We start from the raw sequence: 21,092 nt of genomic DNA, 5'->3' as shown, positions 1-21,092 counted from the left end.
GGCGGCTGCGGGGTCCGGCGTCGCTCCTCGGGGAGCAGAACCGCGCTCATCTCAGCCCGCCACCTTCACGGTCGTGGTGGCGCCCCACAGGGCCAGCGACAGGAAGAAGTCGGTCACGCTGATCAGCACGATGGCGTGGCGCACCGACCGTCCGACGGCGACGCCGACTCCTGCGGGTCCGCCTGCGGCCCGGTAGCCGTAGTAGCAGTGGGCGAGGATCACCATCACGCTGAACAGCAGCACCTTCAGGACCGACAGCAGGACGTCCGTGGGGGAGAGGAATAGGTTGAAGTAGTGGTCGTACGTGCCCCGGGACTGTCCGTTGAAGAGCACGGTGACGTACCGGGAGGCCAGGTAGGAGGTGAGCAGCCCGACGGCGTACAGCGGGATGATGGCGATCACGCCGGCGATGACACGGGTGCTGACCAGGTAGGGCTTGGAGCGGATGCCCATGCCCTCCAGTGCGTCGACCTCTTCGTTGATGCGCATAGCGCCGAGCTGGGCCGTGAAGCCCGCGCCGACCGTGGCGGACAGGGCCAGTCCCGCCACCAGGGGCGCGATCTCACGGGTGTTGAAGTACGCGGAGACGAACCCGGTGAACGCCGCGGTGCCGATCTGGTCCAGGGCGGCGTAGCCCTGGAGGCCGACGACGGTGCCGGTGAACGCGGTCATCGCGACCATCACGCCGACGGTGCCGCCGATGACACCGAGTCCGCCGGAGCCGAAGGCCACCTCGGCGAGCAGCCGGAGCACTTCCTTGAGGTACCGGCGCAGGGTGCGCGGGATCCACAGCAAGGTCTTGGCGTAGAAGACGAGTTGGTCGCCGGAGCGGTCGAGCCAGACGAGCGGGGAGGTCACGGGCGCTCAGCCTCCCTTCGGGGGGACGATCTGCAGATACAGGCCCGTCAGCACCATGTTCACGAAGAAGAGGAGCATGAAGGTGATGACCACCGACTGGTTCACGGCGTCGCCGACGCCCTTCGGGCCGCCGCGCGGGTTCAGGCCCCGCTGGGCGGCGACGATCCCGGCGATGAATCCGAAGATGAGGGCCTTGAGTTCGCTGATGTACAGGTCGGGCAGCTGGGCCAGCGCGGAGAAGCTGGAGAGGTAGGCGCCGGGTGTGCCGTCCTGCAGGACGATGTTGAAGAAGTAGCCGCCGAGTGTGCCGACCACCGAGACCAGCCCGTTGAGCAGTACGGCCACTCCCATCGTGGCGAGCACGCGGGGGACGACCAGCCGCTGGACGGGCGAGACGCCCATCACTTCCATCGCGTCGAGCTCCTCGCGGATCTTGCGCGAGCCGAGGTCGGCGCAGATCGCGGAGCCGCCCGCGCCGGCGATGAGCAGGGCGACGATCAGCGGACTGGCCTGCTGGACGACGGCCAGCACGCTGGCGCCGCCGGTGAAGGACTGGGCGCCGAGCTGCTCGGTCAGCGAGCCGACCTGGAGGGCGATCACGGCGCCGAACGGGATGGCGACCAGTGCGGAGGGGAGGATGGTGACGCTCGCGACGAACCAGAACTGCTCGACGAACTCCCGGAACTGGAACGGGCGTCGGAACGCGGCCCGGCACACTTCGGCGGCCAGCGCGAACATCAGTCCGGTCTGGCGCAGTGCAGCGTTCACGCGCCGCTCCCCGAGACGGGGATCGGCACGGTGGGAGCGTGGGGGCCGCTCGTCGCGTAGGTGCGCTCGATGGCGGCCCGGGCGGCCGGCGGCAGCCGGTCCAGCATGCCCAGCACCCGCTCGCGCCGCCGGGCGACGGCTCGTCGCTGGGGGAGACCGGGGGAGGGCTCCAACTGGGGCACGATCTCCCGGGGTTGCTCGGGGTGGCGGGGCGCGGCGGCCTCGGCGGCGAGGGTTGCGGCGTCCTTCTCCTCGGACATGCCGATCGGGCCCTCGCGGCGCCCGCGCAGGAACTGAGCCACCACGGGCTCCTCGCTGGTCAGCAGCACCTCGCGGGGGCCGAACGTGACCAGCTCGCGCCGGAAGAGCATGCCCATGTTGTCGGGCACGGTCGCGGCGATGTCGAGGTTGTGGGTGACGATCAGCATCGTCGCGTCGATCTGCGCGTTCAGGTCGATGAGCAGCTGCGACAGATACGCGGTGCGGACGGGGTCCAGGCCGGAGTCCGGCTCGTCGCACAGGATGATCTGCGGGTCGAGCACCAGCGCACGGGCGAGCCCCGCCCGCTTGCGCATGCCCCCGCTGATCTCGCCGGGCAACTTGCCCTCGGCGCCCAGCAGGCCGACCACCTCGATCCGCTCCATGACGATGCGGCGGATCTCCGACTCCTTCTTGCGCGTGTGTTCGCGCAGCGGAAAAGCAATGTTGTCGAACAACGACATGGAGCCGAACAGAGCGCCGTCCTGGAACATGAGCCCGAACATTTTCCGGGTCTCGTAAATCTCGTGTTCCCGACTGTTCGCCATGTCCACTCCGTCGATGAGGACGCGTCCCCTATCGGGTTTGAGCAGCCCTATGAGCGACTTCAGGAAAACAGTCTTTCCGGTGCCGGACGGACCGAGCATGACACTTACTTCTCCGGCCGGCAAAGTCAGTGTCACGTCCTGCCAGATGTTCTGCCGGCCGAATGACTTGGTCAGTCCCTCGACCACGACTTCGATGCCCATTTCACCTCCAGCAGGCGCGGGTTGCGTGTGCACCGTGTGGCGCACGCTAGGTGGTTCTGTCGTTCGTTGACAATGGGTAGGGAACCCGCTCTCCGGGGTGCTCCCGGACTTTGTCACCGCGAAGACAAAAACCGGATCGGATCTTGTCTCCGTGGAGATAGCAGGGCCTCGTACCTCCGGGGGGTCGGCTGTACGAGGCCCTGCTGACGGGGGATCCGGCCTCGAAGGAGGGTGAGGCTGAAACCGCCCGTCGTGAGTCCGGCCGGCAGGGGCGCCGACCTGGACCGCAGCTGCGCACCGGAACATTACGGCTCAGTAACCTGGCCGGGCAATACCAGTTGCCGAGTTTTTCGAACGACAGGCTTCGGCCAAACCTGTTGTGTGCGTCAGGAGACAAAAGCGGTTCGCCACTTTATCAATCGGTGCGCAAGCCGGAGGTTCGGGCGTACCCGGACCGGCGTGCGAAAGGTGTACTGCGAGGTCGCCCGGCCAGCCATGGGGATGCTGCGCGGATTTGGCATCGGATGACTAACGCCGACACTGGACCGCTCACCTGGGAAACAGTCCAGGAAAGAGCCGAAAGAATCATGGTCTGCGCCATTGTTCAGCCATGTTTCCCGCAAGTAACGTCGGAGCGCGGTCGAGGAATCCAGAGCCGCGGGAGCCAGAAGCCCGTAAATTATTGGCGGGCGATGTGCACCCTCTGCCGGTCAATCCACAAGGAGCGTCCGAGAGTTATGAAGAAGTCCCTCAAGAGAACCGCAGTCATCGCGGGTGCGGCTGCTGCTGCCTTCGGCCTGGCCATCGGTCCGTCGTCGGCCGTGCCGTCCACCGTCTGGACCGTCAACCCGACGCCGTCCAGCTTCACGGCCACCAACAGCGGCAACATCGTGCTGACGGCCAACATCCCGATGACGTGTACGACGTCCTCCGCCTCCGGCACGATGGCGAGCGCCACCGGCAACCCCGCGACGGTCGCCAGCATCTCCGCCATCAACTTCGGCACCAGCGCCGCGCCCTGCACCAGCGTCCTCGGCAACGTGACGACCGTGGCCACCACCCCGTGGACCGTCGTCGCCCAGGACTACACCGCCGCGACCGGCGTGACCAAGGGCTACATCGGCAACGTGAACGCGACCATCACCGTCGGCGCCTGCGTGTTCAAGGTCGTCGGCAAGGCGACCGCCACCTACACCAACTCGACCGGCATCCTCGCGGTCAACAGTGTCTCCGGTGAGCTGACGGTCACCACGGCGACCGGCTGCGGCACGGTCGTCACCACCTCGACCAAGCCCACCTTCAAGGGCAACTACGCCGTGAAGGTCAAGAACACGACCACCATCCCGACCATCAAGGGTTCCAACCCGTAGGTCGTCCCGTGCTCGGATGCGCCCGGCCGGACCACCGGTCGGGCGCATCCGGGTCGTCAGCGCGCCCGAGTCCGTACCACCGCACACCCCTGATCCGAACGAGCGGAGCCGCAAAGATGAGACTGCACCTGACGGTGGGGGCCACCCGGCAGAGCACCCGTGGCCGCAACGCCACGATCGCCGCGTTCGTCGTCCTCGCCGCCATGGTGCCCGCCGGAGCCGTCGTCGCCGCCGACCAGACGGTCGACGCCTCGCTGCCCTACTCCTGCACCCTGCCGTCCGGAGCGGTGGGCGCGACCGTGCGCGTCTCCGCGTCGCTGCCCGACCGGGTCGAGGTGGGACAGGCCATCCAGGCGGCCGACGTGGAGACCTCCGTCGAACTGTCCGAGGAAGCGGTGCACAAACTCACCGCGAAGGAGTCGACCACCGTCACGGCCGGCACCCGGCTCGCGGTGGACGTGGCGCAGGGCGATTCCACCGCACAAGCCCTCTGGCGCGGCTCCGCGAACCCCCAACCGGTCCCGGCGACCGGGCCGCTGACGCTGAAGACCACGGGGGCCGTCCCCACCGTCACCGGTCAGGACGGCGGCGACCTGACCTTCACCGCCGGGGCTCTCGGCGTGGACCTGGCGCTGACCGCGGCGACGCCCGACACCGACCCGCAGTCAACGACCCTGGAGTGCACGCCCGCCAAGGACGCCACCGCTCTGCTGGCCACCGTCACGGTCGGCACCGGCACGGGCGCACCGGACGGCTCACCGACCGCCTCGCCCTCCGCCTCCCCGTCCGGCACACCGGGCGAGGAGGACGAGACGACTTCTGGCAGCCAGGACAAGCGTGCCCCGAAGGTCGCGGGCCGTCCGTCCGTTCAGGCCGACGCCCGTCCGGCGGCGCCACCGTGCAAGTACGATGCCGGCTACCCGATCGGTCCGATGTCCCTGAACAGTTATGTCGCCGGGTACGCCAACGTGCGCAAGCAGAACGCCGCGGCGCTCATCCCGCCGTTCTGCACCCTGCTCGAACAGGGAGCGCCCGAGTTCGAGCCGTACCCGGACTGGAGTGGCGGCGTCATCCGCCAGCACTCCACCGGCGACCTGTACAACAACGGCCGCAAGGAGAGCACGCCGTTCACGGCGACCTTGCTGACCTTCCGCTTCATGCCCGCCAAGGCGACGATGGTGCTGGAGCAGGCCGGCCCCCTGACGGCCGACTCGCTCGGCGCCACCGACTTCGTATTCACCAGCACCGACACCTACATCCGGGTGCCGCTCGTCCTGCGGGTGACCAAACTGGAGGTCGACGGAACACCGCTGAACGTCGGCCCCACGTGCCGCACCAGCGGCCCGCTGAAGTCGCCCGAGCCCGACAGCGCCAAGTTCCCCGGAGACCACCTCGTCCTGCACGGCCGGGGAGAGCAGGTCTCCGGAGAGCCGGCGACCGGCTACCAGCTGCTCTCCGGCGGACCGCTGACCGGGGAGGTCACCATCCCCGCCTTCCACGGCTGCGACAACGCGGGCGAGAACCTGGACCGCCTGTTCACCGCCGCCGTATCCGGATCCGGCAACTACATCAAGCAGATGCAGGGCCAGACCTGCTACGCCGCCGCCGAGGTGCCCAACCCCGACGAATGCACCGAGGACCGCCAGCCCCTCAAGGTCCCCGTACCCGAACGCTGAAACGCACCCGAACCGTTCGACAGCGCCCGCACCTCCCCTTCCGTCACGAAAGGCACCTCATGACCCGCCTGCGCTTTTCGGCCAGATCCGCCACCGTCGCCACCGCGCTGACCACCGCCGTCGGCGCCTTCGCCTCGATCGGCACGGCCACCGCGGCCACCGCTCAGCTGAACGGCGAATGGGCCCCGTTCACCAGGTGTCCCGTCGACGCCCCCGCCATGGTCGCCGCAGACGGCCTGGAGCGGACCCCGCAGTGCGTGGCGTCATCCTCCGCCAGCGGCTCGATCAAGCTGGGCAACACCACGGTGACCACGGGCCGCACCGACCTCCAGATAGGTGTCATCCAGAACTCCGACGGCAGCAGCACCGTGGTGGCACCGTCCGGCGGCGCCCTCATCGCCGACTCCGCCACCGTGCCGGGCGGCCTGATCGGCCTGATGTGCCCGAGCAACGTGCCCGCGATCACCGCGATCTGCAACCAGATCACCAACGTGAGCCTCAACAAGATCACGGCAACCGTGGAATCCGTCGGTGCGCCTTCGACCTTCGACCAGAGCGCCGGCGCCCTGACCGACCTGCCCATCGTCTCGATCCCCGTCCGCATCCACCTGGAGAACCCCTTCCTCGGCAGCAAGTGCTACATCGGTACGTCGTCCAAGCCGGTCGTGCTCCGCCCGAGCAACGTCAACTACCCCGACTTCGGGCTCACCTTCTTCGACGGGGCCGGCAACCTGAACGACGAGGGCGCGATGAGCCGCGTCAACCTCGCGGGCGCCACACAGAAGGACAGCACCTTCGCCGTTCCGGGCGCCAGCGGCTGCGGACTCGGCCTGCTCGGTCTGATCGACGCCGCGGTGAACCTGAAGACGGGCCTGCCCTCGGCCGCGGGCAAGAACAGCCTGACACTCAACAGCGCATCCACGTCCCTGGCCGGTCTCGGCGCCCCGGGAACCGTCGCACCGGACGCGGGCAAGGAGCTCGCGAAGAACTGGCACAGCGCCGTCAAGTAATGGCCGCGAGGCGACTGTTCTCAGCCACCCCAACAACACACAGTCGCCTCGGCAGACCAATCTGTGCCCAAAGTGTGTACGCACTGAGGAAGTTGAATTACTTTCAGCTGCCAAGGACGTCATGCGCCCGTCGTCCGCGCCCGGACACCGAAAGCCCTTTCGGGGCCTCGGTGTCCGTGCCGGCGAGCTCCCCTGGGCACAAGAAGAGCGAGGGACCCCGGATGCCTTCACCCGCGCGTACACCGGAAGTCGGTGAGCCGCTCGATCCCCTGCCCATCGGGTTCGCCGCCTTGATGCGACCGGAGTTACCCAGTCTCGTCAAGGAGATCCGGGCCGAGGTCACCCGTGCCTATCCCGTATACGGCCGCCTCCTCGACGGACCGGACGCGGACACCATCCGGCAGGGCGTCGAACAGGCCATCACCGCCTTCGTCGACCGGGTCGCCGAACCCGACAAACCTTCCACGCTCCGTGACACACTGCTGCGCAGGTTCGGCCGCGTGGAGGCGTACGAAGGGCGCGACCTGGAGTCCCTCCAGGGGGCCTACCGGCTGGGAGCCCGCATCGCCCTGCGGCGCGCGCAGTCGGTGGGCCGCCAGTACAGCCTCTCGCCCACCCTCATCCTCGCGTTCGCCGACGCCCTCTTCGCCTACGTGGAGGAGCTGGCCGCGGTGTCCCGCGAGGGCTACAGCGAGGTTCAGGCCCGCGGCACCTCCGAAGTGGGCATGTTGCGAAAGCAGTTGCTGCATCTGATTCTTGGCGCGCCCCCACTGCCTCAGCCCACGGTCACGGACCTGTGCGAGGCCGCCGCGTGGCCCCTGCCGGCCGAGTGCACCCTGATCGCGCTCCGCTCGGCGGCGCCCGACAGCATCGAAGGCGACCTCGCCGACGACGTACTCACCGAAATCGACGCTCCGCACCCCCACCTCCTGGTCCCGGGGCCGCTGACCCCAGAACGCCAGACCATGCTGGGCCGGGCACTCGACGGCACCCGCGCCGTCATCGGTCTGACGCTGCCGACTGCGCAGGCGGCCGACTCCCTGCGCTGGTCCCGGCGAGTCCTCCAGCTCATCGACGACGGCATCGTCCCCGACGCCCCCCTCGTCCGCTGCGAGGACCACCTCACCACCCTCTGGCTGCTGTCGGACCCGCCACTGGTTCGCCAGGTCGCCGCCCGCGAACTGGCCCCCCTGGCAGGCCTGCCCGCCAGCCGACGCGAACGACTGGTGGAGACGCTCCGGGTCCACATCTCGACCCGCGCCCCGGCCGAACAGGTCGGCGACATGCTCGGGGTCCACGCCCAGACGGTCCGCTACCGCCTGCGCGGCCTCGACGCCCGCCTCGGCGACCGCCTGACCGACCCGGACCACCGCTTCGCGCTCGAAGCAGCCCTGCGCTCGCTGCATCTGCAGGACGACAGGGATACGGGGGCGTGACAGCACGCGCGTCGGGGTGAGGGCGTGACGACCGATGGGCCACTGCCGGCTACCCCCTTACCGGGCACACCGCTGATGGCACGCGTCACGCACCCGGCACGCGGGCGACGCCGACGTAGAACCCACTCAGTTCTGCTTCCGGGGGAGGGGTTCCCTTGAACCAGTGGGTGGCCGTCACGATTCCCGGTTCCACCAGTTCCAGACCGTCGAAGAAGGGCTCGACCTCGGCTCGTGTCCGCATGCGCAAGGAGATCTCTCCCTTGCGGTACGTCGACGTCACCGACTGCACCAGGTGTGGATGCTCGTCGGTGGTGCCGTGGGAGAACATGAAGTAGCTGCCGGAAGGCAGAGCGTCGATGAGGGTCCGGGTGAGGCGGTAGGGCTCCTCCTCGTCGGTGATGAAGTGCATCAGGGCGTTCATCGACAGCGCCACGGGCCGGCTGAAGTCCAGGAACGTCCGAGCGTGGTCGAGGATGGCGCCGGGGCGGCGCACGTCGGCCTCGATGTAGTCGGTGGCTCCCTCGGGGCTGCTGATGAGCAGGGCCTCCGCGTGCCGGAGCACGATGGGATCGTTGTCGACGTACGCGATCCGGGCGGTCGGCACGACGTCCTGAACGATCTGGTGCAGATTCGGTGCGGTGGGGATTCCCGTTCCGATGTCCAGGTACTGGTCGATGCCCTGTCCGGCCAGCCAGGCAGCCGCGCGGTGCATGAACGCCCGGTTGCGCAGGGCGTTGAGACGCGACTCCGGCGGCAGCTTCTCGGCGACCTCCTGGTCGACGGGGTAGTTGTCCTTGCCCCCGAGCAACCAGTCGTAGACGCGTGCCGGATGTGGCCTGCTCGTGTCGACGCGACTTCCGGAGGGCTGTGCCGTCATGCGGGACTCCAGCGTGGCTAGACCGCTGGCCGGCCCCCGCGGGTACGCACATGCGGGGGAGGCCGAAAGGACCTTGCGAGTATGTCACCGGGCGCAGGCCGTAGGGGAGTTGGCGACTGCGGTCCGAGGCTCGTTCGCTGTGCACGCCGCGCTGATCCGGCCAGGAACGACAGATAGGGCCAAGCCCGCGCCGGGCGGGGCGGCCCCGGTCATCGGCGGGGTACGGGCCAGGTCCTGAGATGCCTACGGGCGGCTCCGCTGTTGCCGAGCTGGTAGACGGCTACGGCGGCCGGGTGGACGTCGAAGGCGTCGAACGGCTCAACCTCGATGCTGCTGAGGTCGTCGAGCGCGGCGAAGCCGACGGTGACGTGCGCCGACCTGCCCGGCCCGATCTGAGCGGGAACGTATCCCTCGACCCAGTCGCGGGTGCTCCGGCTGATGTCTTCGCCGGGGACGGGTGCTGCTGTGCCACGACCCCGATCATCGCCCGACAGGGCGGCCGGATGGTCCGCCGCCGCGCTCGGAAGGTCTCCGCCGAAGGCCGACTCGCGGTCGCGGCCGGCACGCTCATCGAGCCGGGCAGGACTGGAGCCAGACCTCTGGCCGATGGGGCGCGTCGCTCCCGCGGTTGGCTGGCGACTCCTGCTCCTCAGGGAACGACCGACCTGGCACAAGAACCTCGATCGATCACTTGCCCCCGAGCCCGGTGCCGCGAACCCGCCCCAAGGGAAAGCGCGTTCACCTCGTACACCTCCAACTCGCCGACGAAATCATCTGCTTGAGACGACTACGAACCTCATTCCGAAACCATCACTTGGACGCAGAGGCAGCCGCCTTTGTCAGGCGGACGACGACCGCTCGGTGTCTCCCCGAGCGGTCGTCGTCCGGACACGGACAGTCCGGTGACGGGCCGGACACGCCGCTTGATCTTTCGGTCGAGTGACGCCGGATCAGAGGCCGGGGTCCGGAGCCGAGCACCGCTCGGCGGATGGCTTCACGGCGGAGCCACGGCGACCGAAGGCAGCCCCAGCCGCTACTTCTTGGCGGAGCCCTTCTCACCGATGTGGAAGATCTTGTGGCTGCTGCGGGACATGTCGACGACCAGCTTGGTCGTGGTGGACCCGCCCCAGGTGAGGGTGATCACGGCCTCCGTGTAGTCGGCGGTGCCGTTGTCGGTGACCTTCCAGGCGAGCGGCACGTTCTGTGCTCGCAGGACGCCGTTGGCGTGGTTCTTCTCCTCCCAGGCGTCCAGTTCCTTCTGGAAGGCGGCGCTGAGGTAGTGGCCCTTCAGAGCTTCCCCGAGGTCGCCGCTGTCCTCGTCGGTCACCGCGTCGATGTAGGCGCCGTAGAAGTCGGCGATGCGGGTGATGTTGTCCGACGGCTTGCCGCTGACGCTGCGCGCGGTCCCGGCGGAGGCCTGGACGGTGGCGCCGAGGCCGAGGGCGACGGCGAGGACGCCGGCCGTGAGCGCGGTGCGCGACTTGCTGTTCATTTCTGCTCCCTGTTCCGAATGATCGATTGATCGGGCTGTGCTGTCGTTGCCGATTCCGGGCCGCCGCCCGACCGGTGCTGTGGAGGCCGCCTGGTCCCGTCGTTCACGATGGGCCGTGCGTGTTCCGGCTGTGCGCCGATGTCCGGCTCGTGTCGGCGACTGCGAGGAGCGGGCCGGCTCGGATGCGCTTGGGCATGGGTGTCCCCCGTGTATGGGTGCGGCGAATGTGTGGGGCGTCGCCCGGTGCCGGTCGGTGGTCCGGCCTGGTCGGGGCGACACCAGAAGCATCGGTCGTCCCTGGAGTCCAGGGCAACGGCTGCCGCGTCTTTGGCTGTTGTGGAACCATCCCAGGCCATCTGACGTGCAGGTATACGAGCGCCTGGGATACCGGATCGCGGGCGGACGACGGGGGAACGGTGTCGATTCAGGCCGATGTCGAGGAATTCGCGGCGCTGCTGTGCCGACTGAAGGACCGTACGGACCGGAGTTATGCCTCCCTGGCCCGCCGTCTCGGCATGAACACCTCTACGCTGCACAGATATTGCGCGGGCGAGGTGGTGCCGCAGGACTTCGCCCCTGTGGAACGGCTCGCGGCCTTCTGCGGTGCGACAGCGGAGGAGCGGCTCGAGTTGCACCGGCTGTGGCTGTCCGCGGCGGCGGCTCGGCAGCGTGTGCCTACGACTGCTTCGGCCGAAGCGACGGCCTCGTCACCGTCACCGGCACCGTCACCGGCACCGGCACGGGCACCGGCACCGGACCCGGACCCGGACCCGGACCCGGACCCGGACGAGACGCTCGTCGAGAAGTGCTCCAGCCCGCAGCAGCTCGGCGACGAGCCCGACCCGGACGAGCCTGCCGCCGTACCTGCTCCGCGCTTTCGGGGCCGCTATCGACGGGCCCTGGCGTCGAGCGCCGTTGCCTGTGCGTCGCTCGCCACTTTGGGGATCACCTTCGCGGTGTCGCAGGGGAGTTCATCCGAGACGGACGCCTCCCCCTCCGCGGCTCCGCGGACGACCTCCCACAGCGCACCGGACCGCTCGCCGAAGCCGTCGCCCACCTCCGAGCCGTCTGGCCTCCGCCAGCAACCCACTCCGTCCGCAGCCGACGATCCCGCGTCGGCCGACGACCCAGCCTCGGCCGTGAAACCGACTCCCCGTCCGCCACTCACGTGGAGCGCCGACTCCCAGGTCTGGGACATGGGCTGCAGCCACGACTACGTCATCACGAAGTCGCCCGCACAGGTGCCTCCACCGCCGGCACAGCAGGACGCCGGAGTGTGGGCGGCGACGCAGGGCGCGGTGCACGGGCGACAGACGATGGTGCAGATCTCGCTGCAAGGACGTTCGTCCACGGCCGTGGTGCTCAAAGCGCTGCGCGTCCGCGTCGTCAGCCGCGGCACCCCGGCCGCGGGGAGTGCGTACGCGATGGACCAGGGCTGCGGCAGCGAACTCACGTCACGCCGCTTCACGGTGAACCTCGATGTCGACCGCCCGATCGCTCACCTGGGGAACGGCGCCGACAGCAAATACGCCGAGCCGGCCGTCCACTTCCCGTTCCGTGTCTCTGCCGAGGACCCCGAGGTGCTCCTGGTGGACGCGACGACACAGACGTACGACGCCCGGTGGTACCTCGAACTCGACTGGTCCTCGCAGGGCCGTAATGGCACGATCCGCATCGACGACCATGGCAGCCCGTTCCGCACCACAGGGATCAAGGGAATGCCCCGCTACTGGTACGGCACGAACGAAGCAGGCAGCCGTGTCTGGGTCCCGTACGAAGGCTGAGCGTGAGGTACGGCGATCCCGTCGTGGTGGGGTTCAGCGAGCATCCGGAGTCGTGGAGTCGGCCGAGCCCGGCCAGACTCGGCCGTGCGCCTGCGCGCTGCGGAGGACGTGACGTGGCAGCTGCCGCACCGTCCCGGACACGACCGACCAAGGCCGCCACCGCACGACCCGCGGTTCACACGGTGGCCGCGCGCCGAAGTCCCGTCCGGAGCACAACACGGCCCGGGCGCCATGGGGTGCGGCACAAGGAACATGGAAGGGCGTCGGCCCGCGGCCGTCATTGAGTGGCTGTGACCAGTCGGCTCAATGCGGGGAGCGCACCGCGCAGGTCGTCGTCGTCCACCGTGACGGTCGCCGCCGCCCGTGCTCCTGCCGAGGCGTTGAATGCCACGCTCACGCCGACGGATGCGAACAGCGGCAGGTCGGAGCGGCTGTCTCCGACGGCTCCGCACGAGCGGGGAGCCAACCCCAGTTCACGGGCCTGTGCTAGGGCGAAATCTCGCTTGTCGTACTCGTCGAAGTGGCGGGCGACGCGTCCCGTGAACCGGTTGCCGGCGGTCTCCAGTCGGGGTCCACAGAACGCGTGGAAGCCGAAGCGGTCGGTGAGATGGCTGCCGACCGGCGACCAGGCGAGAGTTGCCAGGACGGGCACCAACCCGTTTCGCCGGCACCAGCTCACGGTTTCCGTGATGCCCGAGACCAAGGGAAGGTCGTCGAGCCGGCGAGCGACCTGTTCTTCGGGCACGCCCGCCCAGCCCTTGGCGTCCAGCTCGGAGACGTGCCGGTTGTCCAGTTCACCCGAGGCATAGGAGTCCTCGGCCTTGACCAGGCCGTCCCGATGGCCAAGGAACCCAGCCAGAAAGACCGACGAACTCGTGCCTGGAACGAGAGTGCCATCGACATCGAAGAACACGGCGCCCACATGATCGGAGGAGAACACGGGCCAAGGATGTCACCGGATCGGGAGACACGGGATCGGGGGCTCACGTGATCCCGATACGCGCACCGGCGGCTTTCCGCCACCTCAGGTGAAGAGAGCGCCGTTCAGCGGTTGCCGAAGGCGGAGGGCGGCGATGACAGCGTCCCGGTGGCTCGCCGACGCTCCACATCGTCGAGCCACCGCTCACTTACAGGACGGTCAGCCCGCCTGCCGCTGTTCGCTTGCGGCACGCCGGGTGAGGGGCTCGCGCAGGCTGAGGTGCTCGCGCAGCGTCGTGCCGGTGTACTCGGTGCGATAGACGCCGCGTTCTTGGAGCTCCGGGATGAGCAGGTCGACGATGTCGTCGAGGCCGTTCGGGATCAGGTACGGGGTGACGTTGAAGCCGTCGACGGCGCCGTGCCGGACGAAGCGAGTGAACTTGTCGGCCAGGCCGGACGGCGTGCCGACGTGGCCGCGCTGCGGACCGAGATGGATGACGGCCTCGCGCAGCGACCAACCGTTGGCCTCGGCCTTGGCGCGCCATTCGGCCACGACCGCCCGTGGATCGGCGATCCGCCGGGAGCCGAAGGAGCCGTCGTTCTCGTTGACGACCGGGTCCTCCTTGGGCAGTGGTCCGTCGGCATCGCGGTCGGACAGGTCGATGCCCCAGAGCGCTCCGACGATGCCCAACGCCGTTGCCGGAGTGACCTGTTGCCGTCGAATCCAGCGCTTCTTCTCCAGCGCCTCGGCTTCGGTGTCGCCGATGATGATCTCGGTGCCGGGCAGAATGCGTACGTCGTCGTCGGGCCGCCCCACGGCGCGCAGTCGGCGGCGGATGTCCTCGGCGAAGGCCAGTGCGTCGTCGAAGTCGGAGCCGTGGGCGGAGAAGATGACGTCGGCGTTGCGGGCGGCGAAGTCGCGTCCCTCACCCGAGTCGCCGGCCTGGAAGATGACGGGGTGTCCCTGGCTGCTGCGCGGCAGGGTCGGTGCGAGTTCGACGTCGAACTGCGCTCCTTGGTGGCGTACGCGGTGCACGGCGGGGGGCGCCGACCAGGCGGGTGCACCGCTGGAACCGGCGACAGCTTCGTCCTCCCAGCCGTCCCAGAGCGCGCGGGCCACGGTCAGGAACTCCTCGGCGCGCCGGTACCGGTCGGCGTGGTCGAGGTAGCCGCCGCGACGGAAGTTGGCACCGGTCCAGGCGTTGTCGGTGGTCACCACGTTCCAGCCGGCGCGGCCTTCGGAGAGCAGGTCGAGGCCGGACAGGCGGCGGGCGAGATCGGCGGGTTCGTTGAAGGTGGAGTTGGAGGTGCTCACCAGGCCGATTCGCCGGGTCACGGCGGCAAGGGCGGCGAGTTGGGTGATCGCATCCGGCCGTCCGGCCACGTCGAGGTCGTGGATGAGGCCGTCGACCTCACGCAGTCGCAGTCCCTCACCGAGGAAGAACGCGTCGAACAGGCCCCGTTCCGCGGTCTGGGCGACTTGGCGGAAGGAGGCGGGGTCGATCTGGGAGCCGCTGTCGGGCGCTGACCAGATGGTCCAGTGATTGACGCCTTGGAAGAAGACCCCGAAGTGGAGCTGGGCATCCGGGCGGGGGACGTCGAGCGGATCGGTGCGGGTCATCGGGCTTCCTCCTGGACGGCCGCGGCGGCGAAGCGGTTGGCGGGACGTTCCAGGCCCAGGGTCGAGCGCAGGGACGCACCGGGCAGGGGCCGGGTGTTGAGGCGCCGGGCGCTGAGTGCGGGCAGGACGAGCTGGGAGAGGACGGGCAGGTCCTCGTCGATCACCAGCGGGTGTAGCCGTACGCCGTCGACGACAGCGCTCAGCTCGACCAGCAGTGAAACCAGGTGATCGGCCGTCCCGGTAAGCCGCAGGCGCCCATGGTCGGTCCACGGGCCGTACCGCTCCAGATCGGCGACACGCTCTGCGCCGGTGGCGTTCGGTGTGTCGAGCGCCACCTCGACGTCGGCGAGGACAAGGGGGGTGCCGGCGGAAGCTGCGGCGCTGCCGATGGACGCGAGGTCGCGGCCGGTCACGAGCGCGACGTCGAGTTGTGCGGCGGGAACCGAGTCCGGTCGGCCGAAAACGACGAGTTGCCCCTGCGGCGGCCGTGGCACGATGGCCGGCCCTTTTACCGCGTACGACTCCCCGGTGAAGTCGATGTAATGGAGCCGCTCGCGGTCGAGGTAGCGGCTGGTGGCCACGGACCGGATGACCGCGTCGTCCTCCCATGAGTCCCACAGGGCGCGGGCGACCTCCACTCCGTCGCGGGATTCCCGGGCGCGTGCGGCCGGACCGGACACCTCCGGCCGCCCCCAGGCACGGGCCGCCTCGGGGCGGTCCTCCTCCGCCACCACCCAGCCGGCCCGGCCCACGGAGATGTGGTCCAGGGACGCCAACTGGCTGGACACGTGGAAGGGCTCGGCGTAGGTGACCGCTACGACTGGTGCGACACCGATCGTGGTCGTGGACGCCGCGACGAAGGCGGCCCGCTCCACCGCGCCGACGCGGCCCACCGGGTTGGGTGAGACCCCGGGCGGCAGAGTGGCGTCGTCCAGGGTGATCAGTGTGAACCCGGCATTCTCGGCCACGGCGGCGACGCCGGCCACACGCCGTGGGCTGAGGAGGTGATCGGGGGAGTGGGCGGCGCGGCGCCAGGCCGCGGGATGGGCGCCGTCGCCGTCGAGTTCGACGGCGAGGTGCAGGGCGGAGCCGGACATGGGTGATCCTTCCGAGTACACGTGAGCAGGCGGCCGCCAGGGCACGGCAGGGCGGCGGGGGGAGTCAGACGTGTACGGAAGGACAGACCGCGGAAGAGGTGCGGCAGTAGTCGACGTGCCGCCGGGTGATCAGACGCGTACCCGTGCGAGCACCGTGGGGCGCCGCGCAAGGTACGTGCATCGAGGGCCTCCACCCGTTCGGAACGTGCAGGCTCACCGTACGTCGTCCGCTGATACGGGTGTCAAGAGCACTGGTGGAAGGCTCGGGTGTATCCACCCCGCGGCGGCCGAGGACCCCGTGGCCAACGTGGCGAGGGCCCGGGCATACCTGGTCGAGGAGCCGCCCGCCCGGTCCGCGAACTGTGGGAGCCGGTTGTGTTCGCCGCCCGGTGATCAGTCGGCCTGGCGCAGTGACGGACGACCGCGCCCGGTCGGCGTCACACGATGTCGCGCAGATGGTCTCGTGCCCAGACCTCGAAACGCGTGAGCGGCAGACCGAGGTCACGCGCGAACTCGGGGCGTGCCGGCTGGGAATGTTCGTTGATGTGGGCCTGTCCGAAGCCCATGTCGGGCATCCCGGCAGCGGTCGCCTCCTCCGCGGTCATGTCAGGTGCCGTCAGTTCGATGCCCAGGGTTTGGGAGAGGACCGCGGCGATATCCGTCATCGTCAGGCAGTCGCCCGCGAGTTCGAGCTCGACGCGGTCGAACCGCTCGGGCGCCGCGATGGCCGCGGCGGCTGCCGTGCCGATGTCGTCGACGGCGATCAGTGACAGCCGGGTCGCGGGTTTCAGCAGACTCACCAGACCGCCCTCGACCCCGCGAGGGAACATGATCTGCGCCGAGGGGCGGAAGTTCTCCATGAAGAAGCCAGGTTTGATGAGTGTCCACTGTGCGAAACCCGCTTCACGGACCCGGTCCTGGATCCCGGCCTTGGCCGTGTAGTACGGCTCCATCCAGGCCCAAGGCCCCTTGACCCAGCTGACGTGCTGCCCCGCGCCGGACACGGAGGTGTGCACGAACTGCGGGACACCCGCGTCCCGCGCACCCGTGATCAGGTTGACCGCCTGTGCGACCTCGCCCTCGAACCCGCGGCCGCCCATGTCGGGCATCTGGACGGAGAACACGGAACGCACTCCCGTCGCCGCCCGGCTCACCGACGCGCGATCGTCGAGGTCGCCGGTGAACAGTTCGGCGCCGAGTGCCTCGACGGCCTTTGCCCGGGCTGTCGAGGGGTTGCGGACCAACGCCCGGACGGGAATGCCGGCCGCGAGGAGCGCGCGGGCGGTGGCTCCGCCCTGCTGGCCAGTGGCACCGACGACCAGGGCGGGGGCGGACTCTGTGGTCATGCTGCTCCTCGGGGTGTTCGTCGCGGGGGTGATCTTCGTGCGCCTGGGCGTGAGCCGGACGGGCCGGCTGCGGCATCCGAGCGAAACGACGGGGCCCGCCGTTTCTGGCCATGTGTACGATACGGAGGGCCCCGCCACTTAGCAAGCTCGGAGGTAACGCCATGTCGGTCCGGCGCGCAGATGCCCGGCGCAACTACGCCCGGATCCTTGCCGTGGCCGAGGAAGAGGTCGCCACGCATGGTGCCGATGCCTCCCTGGAGCAGATCGCCCGCACGGCCGGAGTCGGATCGGCCACTGTGCGCCGCCATTTCCCGAGCCGGCGAGCCCTGCTGGAGGCGGTGTTCAGCGAGCGGATCCAGGCCCTGTGCACCCGGGCCGAGGACCTGTCCGGTGCCGACGACGCCCGAGCGGCACTGCTCGACTGGCTGAACGCGCTCACCGCGTACGCCACCTCGGCGCGCGGCATGGCCGACGCGCTGCTCCAGGACGGGACGGCAGACGCGGACCACGTGAATGCCTGCTCGGCGCGGCTCGGTGGCGCGGTCGACCCTCTCCTGCATCGAGCCGCCCAGGCCGGCGCTGTGGCGCCCGACGTCACCACCGCCGACCTGATCTCCCTGGTCACAGGCATCGCCCTCGCCACGGAACGCCATCCGGATCCTGCCGCCGAGGCGAGTCGGCTACTGGCCTTGACGGTGCGGGGAGTCAGTCCTCAGACGTGAGGGAGCCGGGGCGCGGCGAGCCCGGCATGCGAGACGGTCCACGCCCCGTAGCCGGCTACGGCTTGGAGGCGGCAGTGGCGCGGCTGGCCGAGGGTGGACGACGGTCGTGGCGTACTGGGGCTCAGACGTTCGCAGGCCGGTGGTCGCACGATCCCGCGTCCTCCACCGGTGGGTGGCTTGGGTGAGTCGTGCCCGGGAGATGTCCGGCCGGATTTCACCGTGACCGGACCGAGGAGACCTCCTCGGCCGCGGCGTCAGGATCGGCCGTACGCACGTGCCCGTCGCGCCGCCCTCCCAAGATGAGGCACCACCCCAGGAATGCGCCCACGACGTACCAGAACAGATCGGGTGCGTTGAAAGTCGAACCGAAGAGCGGGTGCAGAGCGGTCGGGATCCCTGCGATCTGCCACAGCTCCACGGCCCAGCTGAACCCCAGCGCCGCGCCGGCCGCGACAGCCGGCCGCAGGCGAGGTGCCACCAAGACCACGACGGCGCACACCGGCACCGTGTAGAGAGCGTCTCCCGCGCACTTCGCGAAAGCCCCGCCCGTCTGCGACCTGATGCCGAGACCCGCCACGACGGTCGCCACCGCTAGACCGACAGCCCGCCATCGCCTGCTCATCACCGGCACCTCCCAGATTCGGCCCAAGTCCGCAAAGGTAGCGGAACCAGGTCGCGATCCGGTGCCTCACCGGATTCGCTCGACCCAAGTGCGTTTGCCGGAGCTGACGTTCGCGGGAGGGAGAAGCTCACCAGCTGCCCTCGGTCACGTCGTGTGTCGGGCCGTTGCGTACGGGTCGCGGCCCGTTGCCGCGATGAGGCGGACCAGGGGAGGGGCGTCTGCGGGGACTTCTACCGCGGTACCGAACATCCCCATGGAGCGAGCCGAATCCCCCAACTCAGCTACAGTCGGGTCCAGTTGGGCGACGACAAGTGTGAGATCCGCGTCGCCCGGGTACTGCTGTCCGGTGGCCTGTGCCAAGTCCCAGGCGTGGACCGTCATATCGAGCAACGCCATCGAGCCGACGAGCCGGGCGGGCATGTTCATCGCGCCGGTCAGGCCGTCCTCGGCGCCCGGCCGCGACCACGCCGCCGCCAGGGCACGAGCCTCGGTCGCGAAACGCTCACGCCAGTCGGGCCCCGAACCCACCCGGTCCGGCGTCTTCGTGCAGTCCGCCCCCTTCTTCGCCGTCAGCTTCTGAAACTCCACCACGACGTGGAGCAGATGGTTGAGCAGCCCCTTCACGTCGTACTGCGAACACGGGGTGGGACGGTCGAGGTCCGCGTCCGTGAGGGCGACGACCACCGGCACGGCCCGCGCCACCGCCATGTCGAGCAGCTCACCAATACTGTTGTTGTGCTTGTTCACGTCCATGCCCCGACCGTACGGACGACACGCCGGCGCCGTCTTGAACAAACGCGCCAGTCGCCACCTCGCCGGCCTCGCCCCCCCCGTACGATCCCGGCATGTCCGCCCATGACGAGCAGCCTCGGAACACCCGAGGAATCGTCGACCCCTCCGCGCTCCTCACCCGCGTACGGTTCCGCCGGCACGAGCCCGCCGCGGTCCTGCGCCCGTACGTGGAGACGTACTGGCTGATCGACTGGGACCTGCCGGTTCCGTATGCCTCGCACGTCCTCCCGCACCCATGCGTGAACCTCACCTTCCAGTGGGAGGAAGGCCAGGGGCCGCCCTACGGGGAACTGACCGGGGTCAGCGCCCCCGGCCTCTACACCCGCAAGCTGCACGGGCGCGGCCGGGTCTGTGGGGCGAAGTTCCGGCCCGGGGCCTTCCGGCCCTTCGCCCCGGACGTGCCGGTCGCCGACTGGACGGGTCAGGTGGTGGCGTACGAGGAGGCGTTCCCGGAGGCTGCCGACCCGGCCGCCATCCTCGGCCCCGCCGACGACCGCGACCGCGTTGCCGCACTGGACGCCTACCTGCTCACTCTGGCCCCGGCCGCCCCCGACCCTCGGGCCGAACTGGCCCGCCGGCTCGTCGCCCGCATCCGCGACCCGCGCCACGGCGTCCGCCGAGTCGCCGACCTCGCCCGCGAAGAGGGCCTGTCAGTGCGCTCGCTGCAGCGTCTGTTCACCGCATACGTCGGCGTCAGCCCCAAATGGTGCGTGCTGCGCTACCGCATCCACGAGGCCATGGAGACGGCCGGCCGCCGGGACGACGTCGACTGGCCCGCCCTCGCCGCCGACCTGGGCTACGCCGACCAGGCCCATCTCGTCAGGGACTTCCACGCAACCGTAGGGGTCCCCCCGACGGCGTACCCGAGCGGACCGGAGCGCTTCTAGGCATCACGGGCGAGCGTAACTCCACGAGCATCAAGTGGAGTCGGGCGGCGTCGTTGCTCACCGGCTCCGCCTCACCCTTCCCCCCTTGCTCTCGCTGATTACGGGTACGCGGGGCTTGCCAGGCGGATCTCGTAGCGGGGTTGGGAGCCGGCTGCTCCGCCGAACGGCGGCCACCTGGCCCGGCGAGTCCGCTGCCCACGCCCATGTCGTGGTCCAGGCTCGCCACGTAGACCCCGCAGCCCGGCCCCGCGCGCAACAGCCGTACCAAGCAAGGAGAACACCATGACCGCCGAGCACGATGTCGTCGCAGTGATCCTCAAGGACCACCGTCGCATGGAAGACCTCCTCCGCCGGATGCGGAGCGTGGAATCGGACCGCGCGAAGGCGCTCGAACAGTTCTCGGCCCTGCTCATCGCCCATGGGGAGGCCGAAGAGTCTCAGGTGTACGGCGCACTGAAGCGGTTCAAGGACGTCGACAACGAGGAGGTCGAGCACGGCGCCGAGGAGCATCACGAAGGGAACGCAGCTCTGCTGGCGCTCCTGGAGGTGTCCGAGGTCGGGTCCGACACCTGGGACACCCGCCTCGAGGCCCTGGCGAAAGCGGTTTCGCACCACCTCGACGAGGAAGAACGGACCATCCTCAACGACGCCCGCGAGAACGTTCCCGACGAGCGTCGTACGGAGCTGGGCGCTGCCTTCCTTCAGGAGCGCGAGAAGCACCTGGCAGCGGACTGCGGGAGTGTCGACTCTGTGCGGGCCATCGTGCGGGGGTGACCATCCCCGGATCTGGCTGGGACGTCAGCACGCCC

19 protein-coding genes are annotated in these 21,092 nt (G+C 69.5%); 8 read left to right on the top strand and 11 right to left on the bottom strand.

The window, feature by feature from the left end; genetic code table 11:
* Positions 1–51: 51 nt before the first annotated feature.
* From ACIRQH_RS37335 to ACIRQH_RS37325, 3 genes are read right to left on the bottom strand one after another with little or no spacing between them, the layout of a single operon-like run.
* Entirely contained in the window at positions 52–858 is an 807-nt protein-coding gene (locus ACIRQH_RS37335; RefSeq protein ID WP_358817698.1) for an ABC transporter permease, read from the bottom strand.
* Positions 859–864: 6 nt separating this feature from the next.
* A complete protein-coding gene (locus ACIRQH_RS37330) occupies positions 865–1,596 on the bottom strand; it encodes an ABC transporter permease (protein ID WP_081224556.1) in 732 nt (243 codons plus the stop codon).
* A gap of 26 nt (positions 1,597–1,622) precedes the next feature.
* Positions 1,623–2,633, bottom strand: a complete 1,011-nt coding sequence (locus tag ACIRQH_RS37325) for an ABC transporter ATP-binding protein (RefSeq protein WP_404229578.1) — start codon at positions 2,631–2,633, stop codon at positions 1,623–1,625.
* Positions 2,634–3,370: 737 nt separating this feature from the next.
* On the opposite strand from ACIRQH_RS37325, the gene ACIRQH_RS37320 reads away from it, so the two are divergent.
* From ACIRQH_RS37320 to ACIRQH_RS37305, 4 genes are all read left to right on the top strand, one after another.
* Entirely contained in the window at positions 3,371–4,003 is a 633-nt protein-coding gene (locus tag ACIRQH_RS37320; protein WP_358817700.1) for a hypothetical protein, read from the top strand.
* Positions 4,004–4,119: 116 nt separating this feature from the next.
* Positions 4,120–5,679 (top strand): DUF6801 domain-containing protein, encoded by a 1,560-nt coding sequence (locus ACIRQH_RS37315; protein WP_404229574.1) that lies wholly within the window; start codon positions 4,120–4,122, stop codon positions 5,677–5,679.
* 59 nt (positions 5,680–5,738) lie between these two features.
* Positions 5,739–6,689, top strand: coding sequence for a hypothetical protein (locus ACIRQH_RS37310; RefSeq protein WP_404229572.1), 951 nt, complete (start codon positions 5,739–5,741; stop codon positions 6,687–6,689).
* Between the two features lie 221 nt (positions 6,690–6,910).
* Positions 6,911–8,125 (top strand): helix-turn-helix domain-containing protein, encoded by a 1,215-nt coding sequence (locus ACIRQH_RS37305; RefSeq protein WP_388878638.1) that lies wholly within the window; start codon positions 6,911–6,913, stop codon positions 8,123–8,125.
* Between the two features lie 85 nt (positions 8,126–8,210).
* On the opposite strand, the gene ACIRQH_RS37300 is transcribed toward ACIRQH_RS37305, so the two are convergent.
* Positions 8,211–9,002, bottom strand: a complete 792-nt coding sequence (locus tag ACIRQH_RS37300) for an SAM-dependent methyltransferase (RefSeq protein WP_404229570.1) — start codon at positions 9,000–9,002, stop codon at positions 8,211–8,213.
* Positions 9,003–10,035: 1,033 nt separating this feature from the next.
* Entirely contained in the window at positions 10,036–10,494 is a 459-nt protein-coding gene (locus tag ACIRQH_RS37295) for a hypothetical protein (protein ID WP_404229568.1), read from the bottom strand.
* A gap of 416 nt (positions 10,495–10,910) precedes the next feature.
* Between ACIRQH_RS37295 and ACIRQH_RS37290 the strand changes: the two genes are divergently transcribed.
* A complete protein-coding gene (locus ACIRQH_RS37290; protein WP_404229565.1) occupies positions 10,911–12,278 on the top strand; it encodes a helix-turn-helix domain-containing protein in 1,368 nt (455 codons plus the stop codon).
* Between the two features lie 277 nt (positions 12,279–12,555).
* On the opposite strand, the gene ACIRQH_RS37285 is transcribed toward ACIRQH_RS37290, so the two are convergent.
* The 4 genes from ACIRQH_RS37285 to ACIRQH_RS37270 all read right to left on the bottom strand — a co-directional run bounded on the left by ACIRQH_RS37285 (position 12,556) and on the right by ACIRQH_RS37270 (position 17,260).
* Positions 12,556–13,218, bottom strand: coding sequence for an HAD family hydrolase (locus ACIRQH_RS37285; RefSeq protein WP_404229563.1), 663 nt, complete (start codon positions 13,216–13,218; stop codon positions 12,556–12,558).
* 198 nt (positions 13,219–13,416) lie between these two features.
* The gene (locus ACIRQH_RS37280; RefSeq protein ID WP_404229560.1) at positions 13,417–14,817 is read right to left on the bottom strand and encodes an NtaA/DmoA family FMN-dependent monooxygenase; all 1,401 of its coding nucleotides are present in this window, start codon (positions 14,815–14,817) and stop codon (positions 13,417–13,419) included.
* Positions 14,814–15,914 carry an LLM class flavin-dependent oxidoreductase gene (locus ACIRQH_RS37275; RefSeq protein WP_404229557.1) on the bottom strand — a complete coding sequence of 367 codons (1,101 nt, stop codon included), beginning with the start codon at positions 15,912–15,914 and terminating at the stop codon, positions 14,814–14,816. Before ACIRQH_RS37275 ends, ACIRQH_RS37280 begins: the two co-directional genes overlap by 4 nt.
* A gap of 437 nt (positions 15,915–16,351) precedes the next feature.
* Positions 16,352–17,260 carry an NmrA family NAD(P)-binding protein gene (locus tag ACIRQH_RS37270; RefSeq protein WP_404229555.1) on the bottom strand — a complete coding sequence of 303 codons (909 nt, stop codon included), beginning with the start codon at positions 17,258–17,260 and terminating at the stop codon, positions 16,352–16,354.
* Between the two features lie 161 nt (positions 17,261–17,421).
* On the opposite strand from ACIRQH_RS37270, the gene ACIRQH_RS37265 reads away from it, so the two are divergent.
* Positions 17,422–17,982: a helix-turn-helix domain-containing protein gene (locus ACIRQH_RS37265; RefSeq protein ID WP_358817711.1), complete on the top strand. Its 561-nt coding sequence runs from the start codon at positions 17,422–17,424 to the stop codon at positions 17,980–17,982.
* Between the two features lie 214 nt (positions 17,983–18,196).
* Here the strand turns inward: ACIRQH_RS37265 and ACIRQH_RS37260 are convergent, their stop codons facing one another.
* Both ACIRQH_RS37260 and ACIRQH_RS37255 read right to left on the bottom strand, forming a co-directional pair.
* Positions 18,197–18,604, bottom strand: coding sequence for a DUF2809 domain-containing protein (locus ACIRQH_RS37260; RefSeq protein ID WP_404229552.1), 408 nt, complete (start codon positions 18,602–18,604; stop codon positions 18,197–18,199).
* A gap of 144 nt (positions 18,605–18,748) precedes the next feature.
* A complete protein-coding gene (locus ACIRQH_RS37255) occupies positions 18,749–19,357 on the bottom strand; it encodes a TIGR03086 family metal-binding protein (RefSeq protein ID WP_404229549.1) in 609 nt (202 codons plus the stop codon).
* Positions 19,358–19,449: 92 nt separating this feature from the next.
* On the opposite strand from ACIRQH_RS37255, the gene ACIRQH_RS37250 reads away from it, so the two are divergent.
* Together ACIRQH_RS37250 and ACIRQH_RS37245 are read left to right on the top strand one after the other, a co-directional pair.
* On the top strand, positions 19,450–20,283 hold the full coding sequence (locus ACIRQH_RS37250; RefSeq protein WP_404229546.1) for a DUF6597 domain-containing transcriptional factor: 834 nt from the start codon (positions 19,450–19,452) through the stop codon (positions 20,281–20,283).
* A 282-nt stretch (positions 20,284–20,565) separates the two neighbouring features.
* On the top strand, positions 20,566–21,057 hold the full coding sequence (locus ACIRQH_RS37245; RefSeq protein WP_388935016.1) for a hemerythrin domain-containing protein: 492 nt from the start codon (positions 20,566–20,568) through the stop codon (positions 21,055–21,057).
* Positions 21,058–21,092: the final 35 nt, after the last annotated feature.

Origin of the sequence: Streptomyces sp. NPDC102279, assembly GCF_044766365.1 — a bacterium.
Lineage (GTDB): Bacteria > Actinomycetota > Actinomycetes > Streptomycetales > Streptomycetaceae > Streptomyces.
The sequence above is the reverse complement of the archived record's forward strand: the minus strand, read 5'-3'. Positions and strand labels throughout refer to the sequence as shown.

Coding starts and splice junctions, on each gene's coding strand:
- ACIRQH_RS37260 (WP_404229552.1), bottom strand. CDS start 18,604: ATGAGCAGGCGATGGCGGGCTGTCGGTCTAGCGGTGGCGACCGTCGTG.
- ACIRQH_RS37265 (WP_358817711.1), top strand. CDS start 17,422: ATGTCGGTCCGGCGCGCAGATGCCCGGCGCAACTACGCCCGGATCCTT.
- ACIRQH_RS37245 (WP_388935016.1), top strand. CDS start 20,566: ATGACCGCCGAGCACGATGTCGTCGCAGTGATCCTCAAGGACCACCGT.
- ACIRQH_RS37315 (WP_404229574.1), top strand. CDS start 4,120: ATGAGACTGCACCTGACGGTGGGGGCCACCCGGCAGAGCACCCGTGGC.
- ACIRQH_RS37280 (WP_404229560.1), bottom strand. CDS start 14,817: ATGACCCGCACCGATCCGCTCGACGTCCCCCGCCCGGATGCCCAGCTC.
- ACIRQH_RS37250 (WP_404229546.1), top strand. CDS start 19,450: ATGTCCGCCCATGACGAGCAGCCTCGGAACACCCGAGGAATCGTCGAC.
- ACIRQH_RS37310 (WP_404229572.1), top strand. CDS start 5,739: ATGACCCGCCTGCGCTTTTCGGCCAGATCCGCCACCGTCGCCACCGCG.
- ACIRQH_RS37300 (WP_404229570.1), bottom strand. CDS start 9,002: ATGACGGCACAGCCCTCCGGAAGTCGCGTCGACACGAGCAGGCCACAT.
- ACIRQH_RS37325 (WP_404229578.1), bottom strand. CDS start 2,633: ATGGGCATCGAAGTCGTGGTCGAGGGACTGACCAAGTCATTCGGCCGG.
- ACIRQH_RS37305 (WP_388878638.1), top strand. CDS start 6,911: ATGCCTTCACCCGCGCGTACACCGGAAGTCGGTGAGCCGCTCGATCCC.
- ACIRQH_RS37255 (WP_404229549.1), bottom strand. CDS start 19,357: ATGGACGTGAACAAGCACAACAACAGTATTGGTGAGCTGCTCGACATG.
- ACIRQH_RS37330 (WP_081224556.1), bottom strand. CDS start 1,596: ATGTTCGCGCTGGCCGCCGAAGTGTGCCGGGCCGCGTTCCGACGCCCG.
- ACIRQH_RS37270 (WP_404229555.1), bottom strand. CDS start 17,260: ATGACCACAGAGTCCGCCCCCGCCCTGGTCGTCGGTGCCACTGGCCAG.
- ACIRQH_RS37275 (WP_404229557.1), bottom strand. CDS start 15,914: ATGTCCGGCTCCGCCCTGCACCTCGCCGTCGAACTCGACGGCGACGGC.
- ACIRQH_RS37320 (WP_358817700.1), top strand. CDS start 3,371: ATGAAGAAGTCCCTCAAGAGAACCGCAGTCATCGCGGGTGCGGCTGCT.
- ACIRQH_RS37295 (WP_404229568.1), bottom strand. CDS start 10,494: ATGAACAGCAAGTCGCGCACCGCGCTCACGGCCGGCGTCCTCGCCGTC.